General features: G+C 63.4%; 19 protein-coding genes. 8 read left to right on the forward strand and 11 right to left on the reverse strand.

The annotated features are described in order from the left end of the window. Window position 1 precedes the first annotated feature (1 nt). From AC1AYP_RS02845 to AC1AYP_RS02855, 3 genes are read left to right on the forward strand one after another with little or no spacing between them, the layout of a single operon-like run. Entirely contained in the window at window positions 2-265 is a 264-nt protein-coding gene (locus tag AC1AYP_RS02845; protein WP_476501647.1) for a hypothetical protein, read from the forward strand. A gap of 38 nt (window positions 266-303) precedes the next feature. Next, entirely contained in the window at window positions 304-1533 is a 1230-nt protein-coding gene (locus AC1AYP_RS02850; RefSeq protein WP_476501646.1) for a sensor histidine kinase, read from the forward strand. 2 nt (window positions 1534-1535) lie between these two features. Continuing rightward, a complete protein-coding gene (locus AC1AYP_RS02855) occupies window positions 1536-2207 on the forward strand; it encodes a response regulator transcription factor (protein WP_476501645.1) in 672 nt (223 codons plus the stop codon). Window positions 2208-2254: 47 nt separating this feature from the next. On the opposite strand, the gene AC1AYP_RS02860 is transcribed toward AC1AYP_RS02855, so the two are convergent. From AC1AYP_RS02860 to AC1AYP_RS02900, 9 genes are all read right to left on the reverse strand, one after another. After that, the gene (locus AC1AYP_RS02860) at window positions 2255-2503 is read right to left on the reverse strand and encodes a hypothetical protein (protein ID WP_476501644.1); all 249 of its coding nucleotides are present in this window, start codon (window positions 2501-2503) and stop codon (window positions 2255-2257) included. Then, window positions 2500-3450, reverse strand: a complete 951-nt coding sequence (locus AC1AYP_RS02865) for an ABC transporter ATP-binding protein (protein WP_051922874.1) — start codon at window positions 3448-3450, stop codon at window positions 2500-2502. The genes AC1AYP_RS02860 and AC1AYP_RS02865 overlap by 4 nt, the downstream gene beginning before the upstream one ends. 97 nt (window positions 3451-3547) lie before the next feature. After that, window positions 3548-3844 (reverse strand): helix-turn-helix domain-containing protein, encoded by a 297-nt coding sequence (locus AC1AYP_RS02870; RefSeq protein WP_476501643.1) that lies wholly within the window; start codon window positions 3842-3844, stop codon window positions 3548-3550. Then, complete coding sequence (locus tag AC1AYP_RS02875; RefSeq protein ID WP_476502015.1) at window positions 3841-4236, reverse strand: response regulator; 396 nt, start codon at window positions 4234-4236, stop codon at window positions 3841-3843. The genes AC1AYP_RS02870 and AC1AYP_RS02875 overlap by 4 nt, the downstream gene beginning before the upstream one ends. Continuing rightward, on the reverse strand, window positions 4236-5462 hold the full coding sequence (locus AC1AYP_RS02880) for a sensor histidine kinase (protein WP_476546682.1): 1227 nt from the start codon (window positions 5460-5462) through the stop codon (window positions 4236-4238). The genes AC1AYP_RS02875 and AC1AYP_RS02880 overlap by 1 nt, the downstream gene beginning before the upstream one ends. Before the next feature lie 106 nt (window positions 5463-5568). Next, entirely contained in the window at window positions 5569-6132 is a 564-nt protein-coding gene (locus tag AC1AYP_RS02885) for a VapC50 family PIN domain-containing toxin (RefSeq protein WP_476501641.1), read from the reverse strand. Between the two features lie 20 nt (window positions 6133-6152). Then, complete coding sequence (locus tag AC1AYP_RS02890) at window positions 6153-6554, reverse strand: helix-turn-helix domain-containing protein (protein ID WP_476501640.1); 402 nt, start codon at window positions 6552-6554, stop codon at window positions 6153-6155. A 293-nt stretch (window positions 6555-6847) separates the two neighbouring features. Continuing rightward, on the reverse strand, window positions 6848-7567 hold the full coding sequence (locus tag AC1AYP_RS02895; protein ID WP_476545070.1) for a response regulator: 720 nt from the start codon (window positions 7565-7567) through the stop codon (window positions 6848-6850). Continuing rightward, window positions 7564-8754, reverse strand: a complete 1191-nt coding sequence (locus AC1AYP_RS02900; RefSeq protein ID WP_476501639.1) for a sensor histidine kinase — start codon at window positions 8752-8754, stop codon at window positions 7564-7566. Before AC1AYP_RS02900 ends, AC1AYP_RS02895 begins: the two co-directional genes overlap by 4 nt. Before the next feature lie 272 nt (window positions 8755-9026). Between AC1AYP_RS02900 and AC1AYP_RS02905 the strand changes: the two genes are divergently transcribed. Both AC1AYP_RS02905 and AC1AYP_RS02910 read left to right on the forward strand, forming a co-directional pair. Next, the gene (locus AC1AYP_RS02905; protein ID WP_476546683.1) at window positions 9027-9842 is read left to right on the forward strand and encodes an ABC transporter ATP-binding protein; all 816 of its coding nucleotides are present in this window, start codon (window positions 9027-9029) and stop codon (window positions 9840-9842) included. After that, window positions 9839-12373 (forward strand): FtsX-like permease family protein, encoded by a 2535-nt coding sequence (locus tag AC1AYP_RS02910; protein ID WP_476546684.1) that lies wholly within the window; start codon window positions 9839-9841, stop codon window positions 12371-12373. Before AC1AYP_RS02905 ends, AC1AYP_RS02910 begins: the two co-directional genes overlap by 4 nt. Before the next feature lie 127 nt (window positions 12374-12500). On the opposite strand, the gene AC1AYP_RS02915 is transcribed toward AC1AYP_RS02910, so the two are convergent. Further along, a complete protein-coding gene (locus tag AC1AYP_RS02915) occupies window positions 12501-14081 on the reverse strand; it encodes a S10 family peptidase (protein ID WP_476501636.1) in 1581 nt (526 codons plus the stop codon). Window positions 14082-14311: 230 nt separating this feature from the next. Between AC1AYP_RS02915 and mscL the strand changes: the two genes are divergently transcribed. Beyond that, window positions 14312-14785 (forward strand): large conductance mechanosensitive channel protein MscL, encoded by a 474-nt coding sequence (gene mscL / locus AC1AYP_RS02920; protein WP_476546737.1) that lies wholly within the window; start codon window positions 14312-14314, stop codon window positions 14783-14785. Window positions 14786-14788: 3 nt separating this feature from the next. Here the strand turns inward: mscL and AC1AYP_RS02925 are convergent, their stop codons facing one another. Further along, the gene (locus tag AC1AYP_RS02925) at window positions 14789-16093 is read right to left on the reverse strand and encodes an MDR family MFS transporter (protein ID WP_476546685.1); all 1305 of its coding nucleotides are present in this window, start codon (window positions 16091-16093) and stop codon (window positions 14789-14791) included. A gap of 157 nt (window positions 16094-16250) precedes the next feature. Between AC1AYP_RS02925 and AC1AYP_RS02930 the strand changes: the two genes are divergently transcribed. Together AC1AYP_RS02930 and AC1AYP_RS02935 are read left to right on the forward strand one after the other, a co-directional pair. After that, entirely contained in the window at window positions 16251-16868 is a 618-nt protein-coding gene (locus AC1AYP_RS02930; RefSeq protein ID WP_476546686.1) for an isochorismatase family protein, read from the forward strand. Window positions 16869-16934: 66 nt separating this feature from the next. Further along, window positions 16935-18329, forward strand: a complete 1395-nt coding sequence (locus AC1AYP_RS02935) for an MATE family efflux transporter (protein WP_476546687.1) — start codon at window positions 16935-16937, stop codon at window positions 18327-18329. The last annotated feature ends 26 nt before the right edge of the window (window positions 18330-18355 follow it).

Below are 18355 nucleotides of genomic sequence, written 5' to 3' on the forward strand. Positions count from 1 at the left end.
CATGCAATCACACCAACACAACGATTCGGTTATCGGCTTCCTGCTGCTCGGCCTGTTCCTGTCTCTGCCCGGCGTGCTGATTGCGTGGATCATCGGCCGCGACGGGCACGGATGGGAGCATGGCGGCCGTGTCGTCGCATGGATCGGGGCGCTGTTCTCGCCGTTCGTATGGCTGGCCATCATCATCGTATTCACTGTGTTGTTCACCGGTTCGGTCACGATGCTCGGCTGCCTGATGCCCGGCGCGGACTGTCTCGCCCAGTGAACATGCCGATGACCCGACGAGGTGGCACAGTGGATCATATGGAACGGCAAACGGTGAATGTCGGCAGGGTCACTGCCATAGCCATGCCATTATGTGTGCTCGCGGTCGAGGGCGCGATGCTCACGTGGGAGCGCATGATCGGCGCCCCGTTGGACCCGATGTACACGCTCGCCAAGCAGACCGGCGGATTCGTGATGCTGTTGCTAGCCCTGTGCCTGTCATGTCTGACATTGGTGTTCCGCTACCGTGCCCCGTCCGCCACGTTGGCGTCGCAGCTCATCCTGACCTTGACGCTGTCCTTCTGGCATGCGGACTCGATCCTGCTGGTCCAGCTGGTCGTGGCATTCTACGCGTTCATGCGCACGGCCGGGGAACGCCGCATGTACATCGGGTCCCTCGCGACGACGTTGGCCGTGACCTTGGCGACGTTCATGTCATGGCCCGCCAGCCGGTTCCTCGGCGAATGGCCCGGCCGCATCCTCCTGCTCGCCCTCGCCGGCGCGATCGCCCTGGCGCGCCGCGGCATGGCCCAAGCCAGGAACGCCACGGCCGCCGCCGGCTTGGAACATCGGCGCGCGCAGACCGCCATCAAGCAGCGTGACGCCGCGGTGCATCGTTCGCGCATCGCCGGCCAGCTGCACGACAGCGTGGGGCACGGGTTGACCGCGATCATCGCTTTATCCGAAGGATTGACCGGCAAGACCGGCGACCCGCGCGTGGAGGAGGCTCTGAAAGGCATCAACGAGATCGCACGGGAAAGCCTGGAGGACACACGCAAGGCCGTGCGCGCACTGACCGAAACCGACACGACCGCCGAAAACGAGGATTCCTCCGAACCGGGCTCCCGGAGCATGCGTTCGTGGGACGACATCCGCCCGATCCTCGCACACGCCCGCACGCTCGGCATCATTACCGTATTCACCGAAACCGGCATCCGCGCCGACGACGGATCGCAGGCGAATCTCTGTTTCGACGTGACCCGAGAGGCCATCACCAACGCCATCCGACATGGCAGGCACGTCACGCATCTCAACGTCTCATGGAACCACCAGCCTCGGAATGGGGTCACCGTCACCGTCAGCAACGACGGAGCCGACGGCGCGACGCCAACCGCCACGTCCGATAACGGCACCGGACTGGCCAGACTGTCACGGCGTGTGCAAGACACCGGCGGTGTATTCGCCTATGGGCCAATAGATGGCACCGACTGGCAGGTCAAAGCGGTCATTCCCCCGACCGGGGAACGGCAGACTGAAAGGCAGATCTGACCATGATCCGTGTGATGCTCGTGGACGACCAGAGACTGGCACGACTCGGCTTCCAGCTCATGCTCGACGACGTGACCGGCATCACCGTCATCAAGTCGGCGGAGAACGGGCAAGCCGCCATCGACACGCTCAACCAGTTGGATGCCGATCACCGGCCATTGCCCGACGTGATTCTCATGGACGTGCGCATGCCCGGCATGGACGGCATCGAAGCAACCCGACACATCACCAAGCACTGGCCCACCATCAGAATCCTCATCCTCACCACCTACGACGAAGACGACTATGCTTTCGGCGGACTCGACGCAGGAGCCAGCGGATTCCTACTGAAGGACGTCACCAAACGCGCACTGGTGGAAGCGATTCGCTCCATCGCCAGCGGCGATGCGATCCTCACCCCACGTATCACCAGACAGGTGCTGGAACGAGGCCTCCCCCATCCCACGGGAGACCGACGGCAACAGGAATTGCGCGCGTCATTCGACATGCTCACCCCGCGTCAACGTGAGATTTGCTCACTCATTGCCGAAGGACTCAGCAATGAGGAGATCGCCGGAAGACTCGTCATCGAATCCAATTCGGTCAAACGCGCAGTCAGCCGCATCCTTACGACCCTCGGGCTCAGGGATCGCACTCAGATTGCCGTCAGCTGGTACAAGGCCGGAGGGTTGTAGTTTTTTCGTCACCGTAAATCCTGAGGTAAAGGCGAAGGCCCATGCCGTTAGACATAGATGTCTCGTTTCTCCAGTATGAGGGAGGCGATGGCGATGATGATGAGGGTCAGGCCGATGGATGTGCCGATGCTGATGCACATGGTGGCGGGCGTGACGGGATCGACCGGGAACGAGGTGCCGATGCGGCTGGCGGCGGAGCCCATCATGATGGCCCGGCGCAGCATGCCTTCGTTCCTGGACTGCGGGGCCGCGGTGTCGGCATCGGGCGTGGCCGCACCCGGGGTTGCGTGTCTCATAGGCTTCCCGCTCCCGTCAAACGCATGAAGATGTCCTCCAGGCTTTGTTCGCGGCGGCGCACCATGAAGATGCGTAGGCCCTGGCTCACGAACCATGCGATGATATCGGCAGTCGTGTCGTGAGAGCCGACGCCCGGTACGGCCAGTGCCCGGTCTTCGAGGGCGAGTCCGGTGTAGCCGCGTGATTCCAGCAGGGCCTTCGCCTTCGCCGGGTCGTCGGTTTCGACGAGCAGGTCGGGTGTGGCCTTGGAGAACAGTTGGGAGCGCGTGCCTTGGAACAGGAGACGCCCTCGTGACAGGATGCCGAGTGTGTCGCAGGTCCTGTCGATCTCGCCGAGCAGGTGGCTTGATACGATCACCGTGACGCCCTGATCGCGCAGGCGGGCGAGCAGTTCACGGATCTCCTCGATGCCTGCCGGATCCAGCCCGTTGGTCGGCTCGTCCAGTATCAGCAGTTGCGGCGAGCGTGCGAGTGCCATGGCGATGCCGAGGCGTTGCTTCATGCCCAGCGAGTAGTTGCGTACGAGCTTGTCCATCTGGCTTTCCATGCGCACCGCGTGCACGGCCGCGTCGATCTGACGGTCGCTCAGCGAGAGCAGGCGTTGGACGATGCGCATGTTCTCCTCGCCGGTCAGGTGCCCGTATCCGGGAGGCGATTCAATCAGCGAGCCGATATGCGTCAACTGCTCGCCCCGGGTCCTGCGGTTCATGGGCCGCCTGTCGATGATGATGTCGCCTCCGGTGGGTTGGACCAAGGACAGGAGCATCTTCATCGTGGTGGATTTGCCCGAACCGTTCGGGCCGAGGAACCCGTACACACTGCCGCGCGGCACGAGCAGGTTCAGATCGTCGACGACCGTGCGATCGCCGTAGCGCTTCGTCAGATGATGGGTGGACACCATCGCGTCGGATGGATACCCTTGCCGGGATTGTCGTTGGTTGCTCATGGCATCCATGATTCCCGGGATCCGCCGCCCCCGCCATTGGCCGGATGGACTATTCGCGTCCGGTGCCGCTAGTCGTTTCGGACTAGTCGAGTCGCCATCACCGGTCGTCGGCGGAGACAAGGCCGATGCGGTAGGCCAACACCGCGGCCTGGACACGGTTGCATGAGCCGGTCTTGTCCAGCACATGCCGCACATGCACGCGCACCGTGTTCTCGGCGATACGCAGACGGTCGGCGATCTGCCCGTTCGACAATCCCAAGCCGATCAGACGAAACACCTCCGCCTCCCGGTCGGTCAGGTCGAACGCCGCCACCGCACCCGTGACGTCCCTGTTGCCGGCATTGTCCTTCGTGCTCCCGTTCGAAAGGAAATGCCCCAGCAGACGCGCGGTCATGCGTGGGGAACGACCGCGTCACCGGCCTCGACGTGCCGTATCGCCGAGACGAGCTCGTCCAATGGTGCGTCCTTGAGCAGGAATCCCGATGCCCCGGCCTCCAGCGCGTCGATCACATACTCGTCCAACGCGAACGTGGTCAGCATCAGCACACGAGGCGCGTCGTCCTTGAATTCCGCGCGGATTCGCCGGGTCGCCTCCACACCGTCCATCACGGGCATGCGCACGTCCATCAACACCACATCCACCGGCATGGATCCCAGAAACGCCAACGCCGCACCGCCGTCCTCGGACTCACCGGCCACGTCAATGCCATCGACGGTCTCCAACAGCAGCTGCAATCCCATGCGGAACATCGGCTGGTCATCAACAATCAATACGCGAATCGCCATCACTTCATCTCCCCGTCATGCGCATCGTCGAACGGCAGCACGGCGACCACCTCGAACCCGCCCCGAGGGCCCGGTCCGAACCGCAGCGTGCCGTCATAGGCATCAACCCGTTCCCGCATGCCGATCAGACCTCGACCGCCATCGGTGAAACCGCCGTCATGATGCGACTTCGGCCCGGCGCCGTCGTCATCCACATGGATGGTCAGGGCATCCCCGCCGTAATCCGACGTCACCTCGATGCGGGTCAACGACGGGCCGCCATGCTTGACCGCGTTCGTCAACGACTCCTGCACGATGCGATACGCCGCGGCATCCAATCCGGTAGGCAGAGTGCGACGTTCGCCGCGCACCGTCAATTCCACATCGACGCCACCCGCGCGGGTCCGGGCGACGAGAGCATCCAGATTCACAAGACTCGGCTGAGTCGAATCGTCGGCACTCGTATCGTCGTCGCGCAGCACGGTCAGCACCCGGCGAATGTCGGCCGTGGCCGCCCGCCCCGTACCGCTCACCATGCTCATCACCTTCCCGGCCTTCGCAGGGTCCGAATCGACCAGACAACCTGCGGCTTCCGCCATCACCGTCATCGACACCAACGAATGCGAGACCGCATCATGAATCTCACGTGCAATGCGCGTACGCTCTCCGACGACAGCCAGCCGCACACGCATATCCCGCTCACGTTCCAACCGCCGATTGCGTTCGCGCAAGGAACCGACCAGCAGACCCCAACCCCACACCCAGCCGACCAGGATCACCGCCAGCATCACCGCATCGCGTGACACCCAGCCGGCACGCACCTGCCACGCCGCCACGACCCCCACGAAGCCAAGCGCCAGCAACGCGGCGATCAACGCCTGCAGCCAGCGACTACGACTCGCCACGTTATACACGCCGAACACCACCATCACCGATGACGGCAACGGCGTCACCACACCATCGAACATATTGAAGGGCACATCCGAACCGGGAACCGGAAGCGAAACAAACAGCACTTGAACGATAGCGAATCCCAACGAGACCAAAAACGACCCCAGCGGGAAACGCCGTCTCGCCAACCACGGTGCGCACATCCCAACCGCGCACACCAACCCGACAACACCCTTCAACGGAACACCAAAAGAAAACCACGGCAACACGAACGGCAAATCACACAACAGCATAACGCCCGTCACGAGCGCATCGAGCCAGAGAGCATGGAAAGTCTTGGTCGAAACACTGTTCATCGGATTTGTCTTCAAGTCCACGGACAACACGGTAGATGCACAACAATACAATCCCATTCATGGCGGAACGAAGCGTTGGCATGTGACATAGAAGTCGAATCCTGAATTAAGCGGGTTGCCCACTCATCAACCTGCGCATGATACGGGCGAATCCCGGCATGCCGGAATGTTCGAGCCGTTCCAGTTCTTCCTGCATGGTGCGCGGCGGATGCTTTTTCGATGCGACCAGTTCGGTCATGGCCTTGACCGCGCGTTCGGGATACGCCTCGGCGACGCCGATCAGAAACTCGTCGGGGTGGCGGGCGGATAATCCGATCTTGGCGAGTTGGTTCGCGGGGAAGTCCTTCAGATTGAAGGTGACAATCACGTCCGCATCGCCGTTATAGGCGGCGGCCGCCACATGCCGATCATCAGCGTCCGGCAACACGACCTCACCGGTCAGTTCCGGAATGGGAGAGACAAGATAATACGGCTTGACATTGCGGATGGCGGACAGATAGCGGTCGACCCAAGCAGAATCTTTGCCGAGGTCGTCGACGAACGCCCGGCGGGCTTCTTCAAGCACGTCGTCGGAGTATTCGGGGTCGAACAAGTGATGGTCGGCAAACGTGAGCAGCACATCCGTCAGCCAGGTGTGCGGGAAGATGTTCGCATCGAGAAAAGCGACCACCAACTCAAATCCCTCTCGTTTCAGCTGTAACGAGCCAGATAGGCCGAGTAGTCGATGTCGTCCAATCCACCTTGGCTAGCGGCCTCGCGCATGGTCTCCAATGCCTCATGGCCGTGGGATCCCGACTTGTCGTGGTAGGCGACGACCTGCGCTCGGGAAACCATACGGTTGCCTTTCGCGCCGTAGCGCACGAACGGAATCTCTCCAGCGTCAAGTATGCGAGCGACGGTCTTCGCCGATACGCCGAGAATCTGAGCGGCCTCACCGGTGGTGATCATCTCGGCAGAATCGCCGTGCACGATGGCCGCGAACGCGCGACGCAGCTCCTCCGCATCCAACGGGTATGCCTTGCCGTCGCCCGTAGTGATGTATGCGGATCCTTTGCCGATCTGGGAAATGGGGATTGCCTCGAATGTGGTCATGGCGAGTCCTTTCCTGAAGCCTTACACTCAGCCTACTCCAGATCAGACATTTCGGCAATATCGGACATATCAGACACCGCAGTCGACATGCGAAAACAACGATGAGATTCCACTATCAGTACGAGGAAGAGCAGAGAAAAAGCAACCAATACAGTGAACAAGCGAACCCAACCCTGAACCTCCGCCGCATTGACTATCGGACTATGGCTTACTATCATGCATCACGAATTCCCCCAATGGGCCTCTCCGGACGGTCTTCGACTCAGCCGTGATGCACTGGGGGTTCTCTTTTTTCACATTCCACGAAGGTGCCGCGCAGCCCAGACGATGAGGCGGACGCGGTTGGTTTGGCCGGTTTTCCTGAGGATGCTGCCGATGTGGGTTTTGACGGTGGATACGCTGATGCCCAGGCTCGCGGCGATCTGCTCGTTGGAGTCGCCTTGGACGATGCGGGCGAGGATGTCATGTTCCCGGCTGGTGAAATCGGGAAGATCGTCGTCGTTCCTTCCGACTGGCGTCTCACCGTTGTCTGCGAATGTCGTCATCGCCGACTGCGTCTGGACGGAACCGGTGGCGAGCCGTTGGCTGAGACGGTTCATGGTGGCGGTGTCCATGACGGTGTTGCCCGAGGCGGCGGCACGTATGGCGTCTATGAACTGTTCCGAACTGCTGTTTTTGAGGAGGAATCCGCTGGCTCCGGCATCGAGCATGCCGATGGCGTAGGCGTCGGTGTCGTATGAAGTCAGGCCGATGACGCGCGTTTCCGGCAGATCGTGAATGATGATGCGTGCAGCTTGGATGCCGTCAAGTCCGGGCATGCGCACGTCCATGAGGATCACGTCCGGTTTGGATTGGCGGGCCGTGCGTATCGCGGTTTCGCCGTCCGCGGCCGTGGCGATGACGGTCATGTCGGGCTGTGCGTCGATGATGCGCGTGAACCCGCTGAGTATCAGCGACTGGTTGTCGACCAGCATCACGCGAATGGGCTGCATCCGGTGTGCGTTTTCCGTCATTGCCGCCGTCCTTCTTGACGGTGTCCGTCGCCCGTCTCGTTCAATGCCGCCGCCACCGGTTCTCTCTGATGGGACAGCGGCCAGACAGCATCGATTGAACAGAGCCCACCCGTCATGCTGATGCTGGCGTGACCGTCATATTGCTCGCACCTCCACCGGATGCCGTCAAGACCGTGTCCGCGCCGTCGCCATTTGGTGGTATTCGGTGACGTCGATGCGCAAGAAAGAGACGCATACGGGTTTTCGCAGTGCAGTCGAATCGCATCGCCGGTGATGGTCAGGGACAGATCGACGCAGCGAGGTTGTGCGTAGCGCAGCGCGTTGGTCAGACATTCCTCGGCCACACGGTATACGGCGTGGGACAGTCCCGTCGGCAGACACGACGTCTTCACGCCCTCCTGATGCAGGTCAATGATCAGTCCTTGCTTCCGATATCCGGCGATGAGAGCGTCGAACTGGTCGAGCGTGGGTTCCGGCAAACGGTCTTCTCTCGTAATGTCGGATAGTAGGGCCCGCAAATCGGCGACGGCTTCGCGCGAGGCTTGGGAGATGTCCGCGAACACTGTGCGCGCTGCGGAATCGGCGGTGGTTGTTCTGCCGCTTTCGGCTTGGACGGTGATGCCGGTGAGCGTGTGGGCGAGGATGTCGTGCATCTCGTGGCTGATGCGCATGCGTTCCTCCAATACGGCCAGCCGCGCACGCATGTCGCTGTCGCGTTCGGCCATGATCCGGCGTTCTTTCTCCGCCTCAAGCCGCATATCCTTGGCACGGTTGAGCCGGCCCGCCTGCCATGCGGACAGCATCAGACTGCCCGCGAATAGTCCTGCCACGGGCATCGTCCAATCCGAGGAACGAACGATCGCCAGATGCAGGCCGAGCGCGACGACGGGCAACAGACACGACGTCAAGCCGACCAGCCGGCAACGCCTCACCCGACCTGTCCCGCACAGAAACACGGATACCACCGCCATGAGCTGGCCGATCAACGTGAACGAGCCGTAGATGGTCGTATATGCGGCGGGGACGACGGTCGCCGATACGGCGAATACGGTGAACCGCCGTCGCACGAACACGATGGAGGCGACGGCCACGCTCGCCCATGCCCAATCGCCCATGCCCGCCGCACCGAACAGCATGCACAACAGCACGCCGAACAAGGCGACCGTATCCTCTGCACGAACCTTCATACCAACGACGTTACCCGTATCAGTTGGCCGATGACATGATTCGCAATGATGATTCCCACTCTCCTCGTTCCAGAGAACTCATACCTAGGTACCGGTCCATTCATACTTCGATACCGGTCGGATGCGGATTGGTTCTTCCGGATGATACCCCGCACGATTCCATCCCCATAAGTTGGTTGTGTGAGCGGAAGGTTCGGCGCATCGGCGATCGAATCATCCGTGGAACATAGGAAGGAGCTGGCATGACAGGCATAGCAGGAACAGACGGCGGCATGACCGTGCATCCGGCGGCGGTCGAGGCGATTGACGTGCGCAAGACGTACGGTTCCGGCGTGGCCGAGACGGTCGCGGTGGCGGACATCACGGCCCGGTTCGAGAAGGGCAGGTTCACGGCGATCGTGGGCCCGTCGGGGTCGGGCAAGACCACGTTATTGCATCTGCTGGCGGGTTTGGATACGCCGACTTCGGGGCGGGTGATTGTCGATGGCGTGGATATTTCGACGTTGTCGGATGACGCGTTGTCCGATCTGCGGCGCGACCGGATCGGGTTCATCTTCCAGGATTTCAACCTGCTGCCGTATCTGACGGCGGAGCAGAACATCGAGCTGCCGTTCACGCTGCGCGGCAGACAGCCCGACCGTCAGGCCATACGCGGGATCGCGCGCGAGCTGGGCATCGAGAATCGGCTTGATCACAAGCCTCAGGAGATGAGCGGCGGGCAACGGCAGCGCGTGGCGGTCGCCCGCGCGCTGGCCGGGAATCCCGCGGTGGTGTTCGCGGACGAGCCGACCGGCGCTCTGGATGTGAAGTCGTCGCGCCAGTTGCTGGTGATTTTGCGGGATATGGCGTCGCGGCGCGGGCAGACGATCGTGATGGTCACACATGATCCGAACGCCGCCGCCTACGCCGACCGGGCGCTCGTGGTACGTGACGGACTAATCGCGGCGGACATCGCACATCCGACGGCCGCCGACGTGGTGCGCGTGCTCGAACAGGACGCTGGTTCTTTCCTCCCGCCGGCGGGAGGTGTCGCCACAGGCGACGGAGGGTGGTCGGATGTCGTCCCCCGAAAGGACGGTGCGCGATGATCCGGGTGGTGTGGGCACAAATCAGGCATTCCCCGTCCCGGCTGCTCGCCGTCCTGTTGGCGGTGGCGTTGTCGGCGGGGATGCTGGCGGGCACGGTCGTGTTCCAGGGCACGTCCACCGCAAGCATGGCCACGGTCACGGCAGCGCCGTTGAAGCCCGTGGACGTCATCATCGATCCCGGCGACGCCGAAGTGAAATCATTGAAGACCTCGTGGGCCGAGGACGTGCTTGCCGAGGCGCGTGTCAACGGCAAGGTGAAGGCGACGGCCCCGTATTATGCGGCCACGGTCACCGCGTACGGCGCGGATGCGCGTGGCACGGCGAACGTGTATTCCGTCTCCCGCGACCCGTCCCTGCGCTGGTTTGGACTGGAGTCCGGCGACTGGCCGCGGTCCGCCGACCAGATCGTCGTCTCGCAGGATACGGCCGACAAGCTCGGTGTGCGGGTCGGCGGCACGGTCACGTTGAAATCGTCCGACGGCACGAAGCATGCGGTGACGGTCAGCGGCATCAATGATGTGCGGTTCAAGCCGATGACCGGCACCGACTACGCGATCTACGCCGATCCGTCGTACTTCGGTGACATGACGCCGGGTGAGCTGTTCGTCAAGCTCAACGACCCCTCCGACATCGATTCGGTCACCCAACGTCTTGCGACGGCGGCCAAGGTGGATGGTGTCACGGCGGTCACGGGCGTGGAGATGATCCGTCAGGCGTCGGCGATGATGGCCGGCGGCAGCACGCAATTGACCGTGATTATGGCGGTGTTCGCCGTCATCGCCCTGTGTGCCGCGATGATGGTGATTTCCAGCACCTACCGGACGTTGATTGCGCAACGCACGCGGGACATCGCCATGCTGCGTCTGATCGGAGCCAGACGCGCGAACATCCGGTCGCTGGTATTGTCCGAAGCGCTGATCACCGCCATAGCCGGCACGTTCATCGGCGCCCTGATCGGCGTGGGCGGCGGTTACGCGGCCATGACGGTGATGGGTCAGGCGTTCGGCGGGTTCGCCGCCAACCCGCTCCTGCTGGCGGGAACGCTACTGCTGACCATTCTGGCCACGGTATTGACCGCGTGGACGACCGTACGCCACGCCACGCGCATCCCACCCATCCAGGCATTGGACGGAGCCGCGCAGTCCGGAGACGGCAACGACGATGTGACGGCGGATGGCAAGACGTATAACGGCAGTGTTCCGTGCATCGTGTTCGGTGCAGTGTGCGCGATCGCCGGCGTCGCGCTGCTATGGGTCGGTGCGGCCGGGTTCCACATGCCCATCGCGTTGGCCGGTGGTCTTGCTTTGGCGCTCGGTCTCGTGCTTGCCCTGCCCGGACTCGTCGCGATGCTCATGCCCGTCATCGGTGCGGTCTTATCCGTCTGCGGATTGGCGGGCAGACTGGCCGCATCGAGTCTGACGGCGAACGCGCGACGCGCGGGCGGCACCGTCACCGCGGTCGCGTTCGGCATCAGCCTAATCGCCGCGCTCTCCTCGGCCGCGGCCACCGGAACCGCCACCATCAACGCCGACCTTGACCACCGCTACCCGGTCAGCGCCGCCCTCTACACGCCGGACGGCAATGCGCTCTTCGACAAGGTCCTGCAGCATGCCAATGAAATCACCGACGCGCGAGGCTCCTACCCGATACGCACCATCGCCATCGACCACACGCCGGACGGAGCGAAGACCACACCCCAAGTACTCGACGTCATCCCCGACAAGGCCGCCGCAGTCTTCACCAAGGACGACCAGTGGCGCGCCAGAGAGGAGAACGGCGTGCCGGTCGCGCTCGTCCACCCGCGCTACATGAGCACCATCGGCATCAAGGAGGGAGACACACTCACGCTCACCGTCGCCGGTGTTCCCGTCACGGTCAGGGCACACGCCTCGCAGCTCACCGAATCGCCGAGACTCGCGATCATCATCACCGACGGCCAACTCGCCGCACTGCCGCACGCCGCCACCATCGAACCGGCATTGAAGACAAGCATGATCTGGTTCAAAGCCAGACCCGGCATCGACCGCGCCAAGCTCGCCGGCCAGGTCAACCGGCTGGCCGTGGCCGATCCGAACGCCACGGTCGGCGGCGGCATCGCCGAAAGCAACGACATCCTCAACGTGCTCAACATGCTGCTCATGCTCTCCTACGCGATGCTCGCCATCACCGTCATCATCAGCCTGACCGGGCTCGCCAACCAGCTCGCGCTGTCCGTCATCGAACGAACCAACGAGATCAGCATGCTGCGCGCGCTCGGCACCAGACGCGGCGTCATCCGCACGGAAATCGCCATCGAAGCGCTGACCCTGACCATCATCGGCACCATTGTCGGACTGCTCGTCGGACTGCCGCTCGGCATCGCCGGTGTCAAAGCACAGATCGGCGGCATGACCGGCCAATTCACCACACGACTGCCGTGGACGCAGATCGGCGTGCTCCTCCCTGTCATTCTCATCGCGGCGTTCCTCGCCGCGGCCATCCCCGCGCGCAACGCCATCCGAATACAACCCGCACAAGGCCTCACCAGCTGAAAGAATAAGTAAAGGAGATGGAACCGTGATTACGGTGCCATCTCCCTCTTCCCTATGTCTCACATAACTGGATGTGGAAGGTCTGCTGACGCTGGTCCGACGCCGATGGTGATGAACGCCGTGCCCCCTACAGTCGGATGTCCGGCGCGGGCAAGGCGGGACGTTCGTCGATGGCCTGCAGTCCGGCGACATCGGTCGCGTAGAAGCGTTTCAGATCGTCGGCGAACTTCGCGAGGCTCGGCTTGGACGAGTACAGCATGTGACCGGCCGGATAGTACGTGAACGCGACGTTGCCGCGCAGCGGTTTCGGCAGGCCGAGATGGTCGATGTCGTATTCGGTCTGGCCGAACGGCGTGCACAGGTCGTAGACGCCGTTGCCGATGAGTACCTTCAGCGTGGGCTGGTGGGCGATCGCGGCGGCCAGGTCGGGTACGACGTTCGGGAACGGGATGTTCTGCCCCCATGAGGATTTGGTCATGTCCGGCTGCCTGTGCCACCAGGTCCAGCCCTTGCCCGGTTCGGTGGCGTTCCAGTCGAAGTCGGCGAATCCGACGCGTTCGGGTGTGCGGTCCCAGCCGAGTTCGTCGCGCAGGTACGCGTTGGCGAGGCTCGAATACGCGGGGTCGAGGAACGCGTCGTCCACGACGAACGTCTCCTCGTCGTTCATTCGATCGAGGTCGTAGCCGGCCACGCGTCCGTCGTAACGGCCGACGATTTTCCCCTCGTTGCGCAGCAGCTCTTTGCGGAACCGCATGTCCACGACGCGCAGGTCGGAATCGTAGACGTATTTCGCGTCCAGACCGGTCAGTTCGGCGTACCGCTCGGCGACGCGGCGTTTGACCGAGTCGTCCAGCGAGGATCCGGCGGCGAGGGCGAGGCGCAACGGGCCGTTCGCGAACGCGCGCGACTCCTGCAGATGATCGGCGGATTCCGTCTCCGTCGCGGCGCGGCCATGATATTCGGCGACGGATGCGTAGGTCGGGAAATAGCCGATGTAGAACTGGTCGGACGTGTCGAGTGTGTACGCGTAGTCGAGGATGTTGGAGATCAGCGTGATCCCGTTCAACGCGACCCCGTCCTGCTGGAGCCGGTATGCGAGGGCCGCGCCGCGCGTGGTGCCGTACGATTCGCCGAGCACGTACTTCGGCGAGTTCCAACGATGGCATTTGCTCGAATAGGCGCGGATGAACGCGCTGAACCCGGCGACGTCGCCGTCCACCGACCACAGTTCCGGCTTCGCCTTGTCGATGATTTCGGAGAATCCGGCGCCGGGAGCGTCGATGAACACCAGGTCGGAGGCCGGCAGCAGCGTGTACGGGTTGTCTTCGAGACGGTACGGCGCGGCGGGTACCGGTGCCGCATCCGGCACGTCGATGCGTTTCGGCGCGATCGACCCCATGAGCAGGAACGTGGTGGAAGATCCGGGGCCGCCGTTGAAGATGTAGGTGACCGGACGGGTGGCGTCGGGTTCCCCGTCGTCGCCGAGCAGTGCGAACGCGGTGAAGAAGACGCTTGCCGCCGGCTTCACCTTGGGCGTGTCGATGTGCAGCGTGCCGACGGTCGCCGCGTAATGGAGCGTGCGTCCGTCGATGTCGATGACGTGGCGTGTGGTCTTCTCATATGGTTCCGGCAATCTCGCCTGCGTCGCCGCCGGTGCCTGCTGATTCGTCGCGTCGCCGCCTTGCTTGTCGTCAGCCGTATCAGCCATGATGTCTTCCTTCCCTCGGCGGATGCCCCGTCATCGTGTTCGTTTCATCGTCCACTATACGTGCGTGGGGAGCGTCGATCCGGACATTTCACTAATCAACACGTTGTTGATATTGTTCTGTCGTTTGCGATGATCACCATGTTGAGCATTGTCGGGGACGATTGCCCGAAGTCCGCCGAAATCGGGATAATCGCGTGGATGATCCTATGAACGACACGAAGGAGAAGGACATGATCGACGGGTTCAAGAAGTTCATCTCACGCGGCAACATGATCGACATGGCGGTGGGCGTGGTCATGGGCAGCGCGGTCACCTCCGTGGTGAACGCGATCGTGGACAGTCTCATCAATCCGCTCATCGCGATGGTGTTCGGCAAACCGGACATGAGCGGCCTGCTCGCATTCACGTTCAACGGAGCGACCGTCTCACTCGGCGCGATCCTGGGCGCGCTGCTTAACTTCCTCGTCATCGCCGTGGCCGTGTACTTCTTCATCCTCGTGCCGATCAACAAGTTCCGTGACATGACCGACGCGATGCTCGTCAAGGCGAAGCTCAAGCAGGAGGAGGACGAGAAGGCGAAGGAGCCCGAGGTCTCCCCCGAGGAGCGCGCCGTCGCGCTGCTCGCCGAGATTCGCGACCGGCTGGCCGCCACGGACCGGATTGTGGCGACGCAGACGCAGAAGGATTCGGAACGCGGCGCCTGATGCTCACCGTCCGAGGTCGGCGGCGCGCAGGTTGCGGGTGATGGCGCGTTCACGGGCGCCCTTCGTGGCGTGGAGTCCGGCGGCGACGAGCAGGAACATCACCGTGCAGCAGATCCAGAGCACACGGCTTCCGAACCCGCTGATGACCCATCCGCCGACCAGCGGCGCCGCCCCGTTCGACAACGCCCAGACCAGGTTGTACAGACCCTGGTAGGTGCCGCGCGCCTCGGCCGGCGCGAGGTTCGCGACGGTGGTCGCGGCGATCGGGAACGTGCCCAGTTCGCCGAACGTCCACAGGACGGTGGCGAGCGCGAAGGCGTGCCATGTGGTCGCGCCGATCTGGAACATGTATCCGACCGCCGTCATCAGCATGCCGAGCACGAGGACGCGCGTGTTGCTCATCCGGTTGAACACGGCGATGGCGGGAATCTGCAGCAGGCACAGCATGGCGCCGTTGATGGTCAGCAGCACGGAGTACTGGTCCGTGCCCATGCCGAGGCCGGTCATCGCGATCGGCAGGCCGCTGGTCATCTGGAAGTACGCGATCGTGTAGGCGAACATGAGCACGACCATCGACATGAACGGCCAGTCGGCGAGCGCGCGACGGTAGTTGCCGAGCATCGAGACGTTCGTGCCGCGCTTCCCGTCGGCGGCTGTGGGGCGGCTCCCGGCGGTGCCGGCTTCCGGGGTTTTCGACGTGTGCACGCGCGCCTCGTGGAAGAAGAACGCGAGCAGGCCGGTGGCGACCACGAGGATGACGGCCTCCGCGTAGAACATGAGCGTGTACGAGATCTTGACGAGCTGGTTCGCGATGATCGGTCCTGTGGCGAAGCCGAAGTTCACCGCCCACGTCTGCAGCGTGTATGCGCGTTTCTGGTCGCGCATCGGCACCACGTCGGCGATGTACGCGGCGATGGCCGGCGTGGGGATGGAGGAGATCGCACCGTAGACGAGCAGCATCGCGCCCATAAGCGTCGGATCGTCGATGAACGAGAGGAGCACGAGCATCGCCGCCGAGCCGAGCTCTCCGGAGATGATCATGGCCGGGCGGCCGAACCGGTCGGACAGGGAGCCGCCGAACAGGCAGCCGAAGATTCCGCCGAACCCGTACATGGAGACGATGGTGCCGGCGAGTCCCGCGTCCATGTGCAGGTCCTTGACGAGGTACATGGACATGAACGAGATGACGAACCTGCCCATCCATAGGATCAGCAGGGCCAGCCACAGGCCCCAGAACAGCAGCGGCAGGCCGAGGACGGCGCGGCAGCGCGTCCTCTCATCCGTCCTCTCACACGCGGGTTCGCACATGGGCCACCATCCTATGGGCATGCTCGTACACGTCCGGCATCCGCCGGAATCGGACACATGCATGGACTGCGCGCCTGTGTGGCCGGTTCGCCCATTAGAGTGGATGCGGACAGCTCCACCGTCCAAGGCGGGGAGACCGACAGTGAAGGAGTCAATCATGGCGGATAGGGCGTTGATTGTGGTGGATGTGCAGCCGACGTTCTGCGAGGGCGGCGAGCTCGGCGTCGAGGGAGGCGACGCGGTCGCGAAGCGCATCGCCGCGTATGTGGAGGCGCATCGCGGCGACTACGCGTATATCGCGACCACGCAGGACTGGCATATCGAACCGAGCGATCATTGGTCGGAGCATCCGGATTTCGTGGACACGTGGCCGGTGCACGGCAAGGCGGGCACGCCGAACGCCGACCTGCATCCGGCGATCGCCGCACTCGGCATCGCGCATCATTTCAAGAAGGGCCAGTACGCTGCCGCCTACTCGGGTTTCGAGGGCATCGAGGACGATACGGATCGCATCCAGTCGCGCGACGAGGTCCAGACAGCACAGAAGCAGGGGCTGACGCTCGCCAACGCGCTCAAAGCGGCCGGCGTCGAAGCGGTGGACGTGGTCGGCATCGCCGAATCGCATTGCGTCAAGGAGACGGCGCTCGACGCGGCGGGACTCGGCTACCCGGTCACCGTGTTCGAGGATCTGACCGTGCCGGTCAGCGAGGAGCTGGGAGCCGCAGCGCGCAAGGAGATGGCCGCCGCGGGGATCACCCTGCGAGACTCCCGGTGACGCGCCGACCCGACAACGCGGGGCGCAATGGCATAAAACGAGGGAAAGAGGAGAAGGCAGGAATCCGTGGATAGCGAACTGTTCGAGAAGGCGCCGATCCCGAAGGCGTATTTCGCGTTGACGATGCCCGTCGTGCTGAGCATGCTCGTCACGCTCGTCTATCAAATGATGGACACGTACTTCGTGGCGCACACCGGAGACACGAGCATGGTGGCCGGCGTCTCCCTGACCGCGCCCATGTTCACCGTGATGATCGCGCTCGGCGACATCTTCGGCCTCGGCGGCGCCTCCGTCGTCTCCCGCCTGTTCGGCAGGAAACGGTATGACGACGGACGCCGTCTGAGCGTGTTCTGCTTCTACGGCGCGATCGTCACCGGACTGGTCATCGTCGTGCTGGGACTCGTCTTCCGCACGCAGATGCTCACCCTGCTCGGCGCGACCGACGACACGTGGACGCACGCCTCCGCGTTCTACACGCTCATCATCATCGGCTCGCCGTTCATCATCGTCTCGATGACGCCCACGAACCTGCTGCGCACCGAAGGCCACGCCGTCCCCTCCATGATCGGCTCGGTCGTCGGCACCGTCATCAACATGATCCTCAACCCCCTGTTCATCCAGGGGCTCGGCTGGGGAGCGGCGGGCTCCGCCGGCGCGACCGTCATCGCGAACATCTGCACCGACGCGTACTTCGTCTGGTTCCTGCTCAAACGCAGCCGCAACCTGTCCATCGACCCGCGGCTCATGTTCGGCACCGCGACCGCGGCCGCCGCCACGGCGAAACGCCGCCTCGACATCACCGCGCTCGAGATCCGCAACATCCTCGTCATCGGCATCCCCTCCGCCATCATGAACCTCACGCAGAGCGTCGGACTGGTCATGGTCAACCTATTCCTCCTCCCCTACGGCACCGATACGGTCGCCGCCATGGGCATCGCCCTGAATGTCGTCATGATCGCCGTGCTCGTGTTCGTCGGATTCGCGTTCGGCGCGCAGCCGCTCATCGGATACAACTACGGGGCGCGCAACATGCGCCGCCTGCACGGCATCATGCGGTTCGCCTACCTGTTCCTCTGCTTGTTCGCCCTCGTCATGACCGTCGTGCTGAGCGTCTTCGACCGGCAGCTCATGCGCTTCTTCATCGCCGACGAACGGATCGTCACGCTCGGCGCGGGCATGCTGCGCATCCAGCTGCTGAGCCTCGTATGCGTGGCGATCGTCATGGTCACCACCTGCACGTTCCAGTCGACCGGCAAGGCGTTGGGAGCGTTCGTCCTGTCGATCAGCCGCCAAGGACTCGTCCTCGCCGTCACCCTGACCGCAGGCGCGCGCCTGTTCGGCTATGACGGCGTCATCGCCGCGCAGGCGCTCGCCGACCTCGTCACCGCGGTGATGGCTGCCGCCCTGTTCGTCGTGATGCTGCCCGAACTGCGCGTGAAGTACGACCGGAACGGCAGGTAGCCGCGGTCATCCTCGTCCCGCGGACC

Source organism: Bifidobacterium sp. LH_424 (genome assembly GCF_056356895.1).

Excerpts from the sequence above, each read along its gene's own strand:
- AC1AYP_RS02845 (WP_476501647.1), top strand. The coding sequence starts at position 2 with ATGCAATCACACCAACACAACGATTCGGTTATCGGCTTCCTGCTGCTC.
- AC1AYP_RS02850 (WP_476501646.1), top strand. The coding sequence starts at position 304 with ATGGAACGGCAAACGGTGAATGTCGGCAGGGTCACTGCCATAGCCATG.
- AC1AYP_RS02855 (WP_476501645.1), top strand. The coding sequence starts at position 1,536 with ATGATCCGTGTGATGCTCGTGGACGACCAGAGACTGGCACGACTCGGC.
- AC1AYP_RS02860 (WP_476501644.1), bottom strand. The coding sequence starts at position 2,503 with ATGAGACACGCAACCCCGGGTGCGGCCACGCCCGATGCCGACACCGCG.
- AC1AYP_RS02865 (WP_051922874.1), bottom strand. The coding sequence starts at position 3,450 with ATGAGCAACCAACGACAATCCCGGCAAGGGTATCCATCCGACGCGATG.
- AC1AYP_RS02870 (WP_476501643.1), bottom strand. The coding sequence starts at position 3,844 with ATGACCGCGCGTCTGCTGGGGCATTTCCTTTCGAACGGGAGCACGAAG.
- AC1AYP_RS02875 (WP_476502015.1), bottom strand. The coding sequence starts at position 4,236 with ATGGCGATTCGCGTATTGATTGTTGATGACCAGCCGATGTTCCGCATG.
- AC1AYP_RS02880 (WP_476546682.1), bottom strand. The coding sequence starts at position 5,462 with ATGAACAGTGTTTCGACCAAGACTTTCCATGCTCTCTGGCTCGATGCG.
- AC1AYP_RS02890 (WP_476501640.1), bottom strand. The coding sequence starts at position 6,554 with ATGACCACATTCGAGGCAATCCCCATTTCCCAGATCGGCAAAGGATCC.
- AC1AYP_RS02895 (WP_476545070.1), bottom strand. The coding sequence starts at position 7,567 with ATGACGGAAAACGCACACCGGATGCAGCCCATTCGCGTGATGCTGGTC.
- AC1AYP_RS02900 (WP_476501639.1), bottom strand. The coding sequence starts at position 8,754 with ATGAAGGTTCGTGCAGAGGATACGGTCGCCTTGTTCGGCGTGCTGTTG.
- AC1AYP_RS02905 (WP_476546683.1), top strand. The coding sequence starts at position 9,027 with ATGACCGTGCATCCGGCGGCGGTCGAGGCGATTGACGTGCGCAAGACG.
- AC1AYP_RS02910 (WP_476546684.1), top strand. The coding sequence starts at position 9,839 with ATGATCCGGGTGGTGTGGGCACAAATCAGGCATTCCCCGTCCCGGCTG.
- AC1AYP_RS02915 (WP_476501636.1), bottom strand. The coding sequence starts at position 14,081 with ATGGCTGATACGGCTGACGACAAGCAAGGCGGCGACGCGACGAATCAG.
- mscL (WP_476546737.1), top strand. The coding sequence starts at position 14,312 with ATGATCGACGGGTTCAAGAAGTTCATCTCACGCGGCAACATGATCGAC.
- AC1AYP_RS02925 (WP_476546685.1), bottom strand. The coding sequence starts at position 16,093 with ATGTGCGAACCCGCGTGTGAGAGGACGGATGAGAGGACGCGCTGCCGC.
- AC1AYP_RS02930 (WP_476546686.1), top strand. The coding sequence starts at position 16,251 with ATGGCGGATAGGGCGTTGATTGTGGTGGATGTGCAGCCGACGTTCTGC.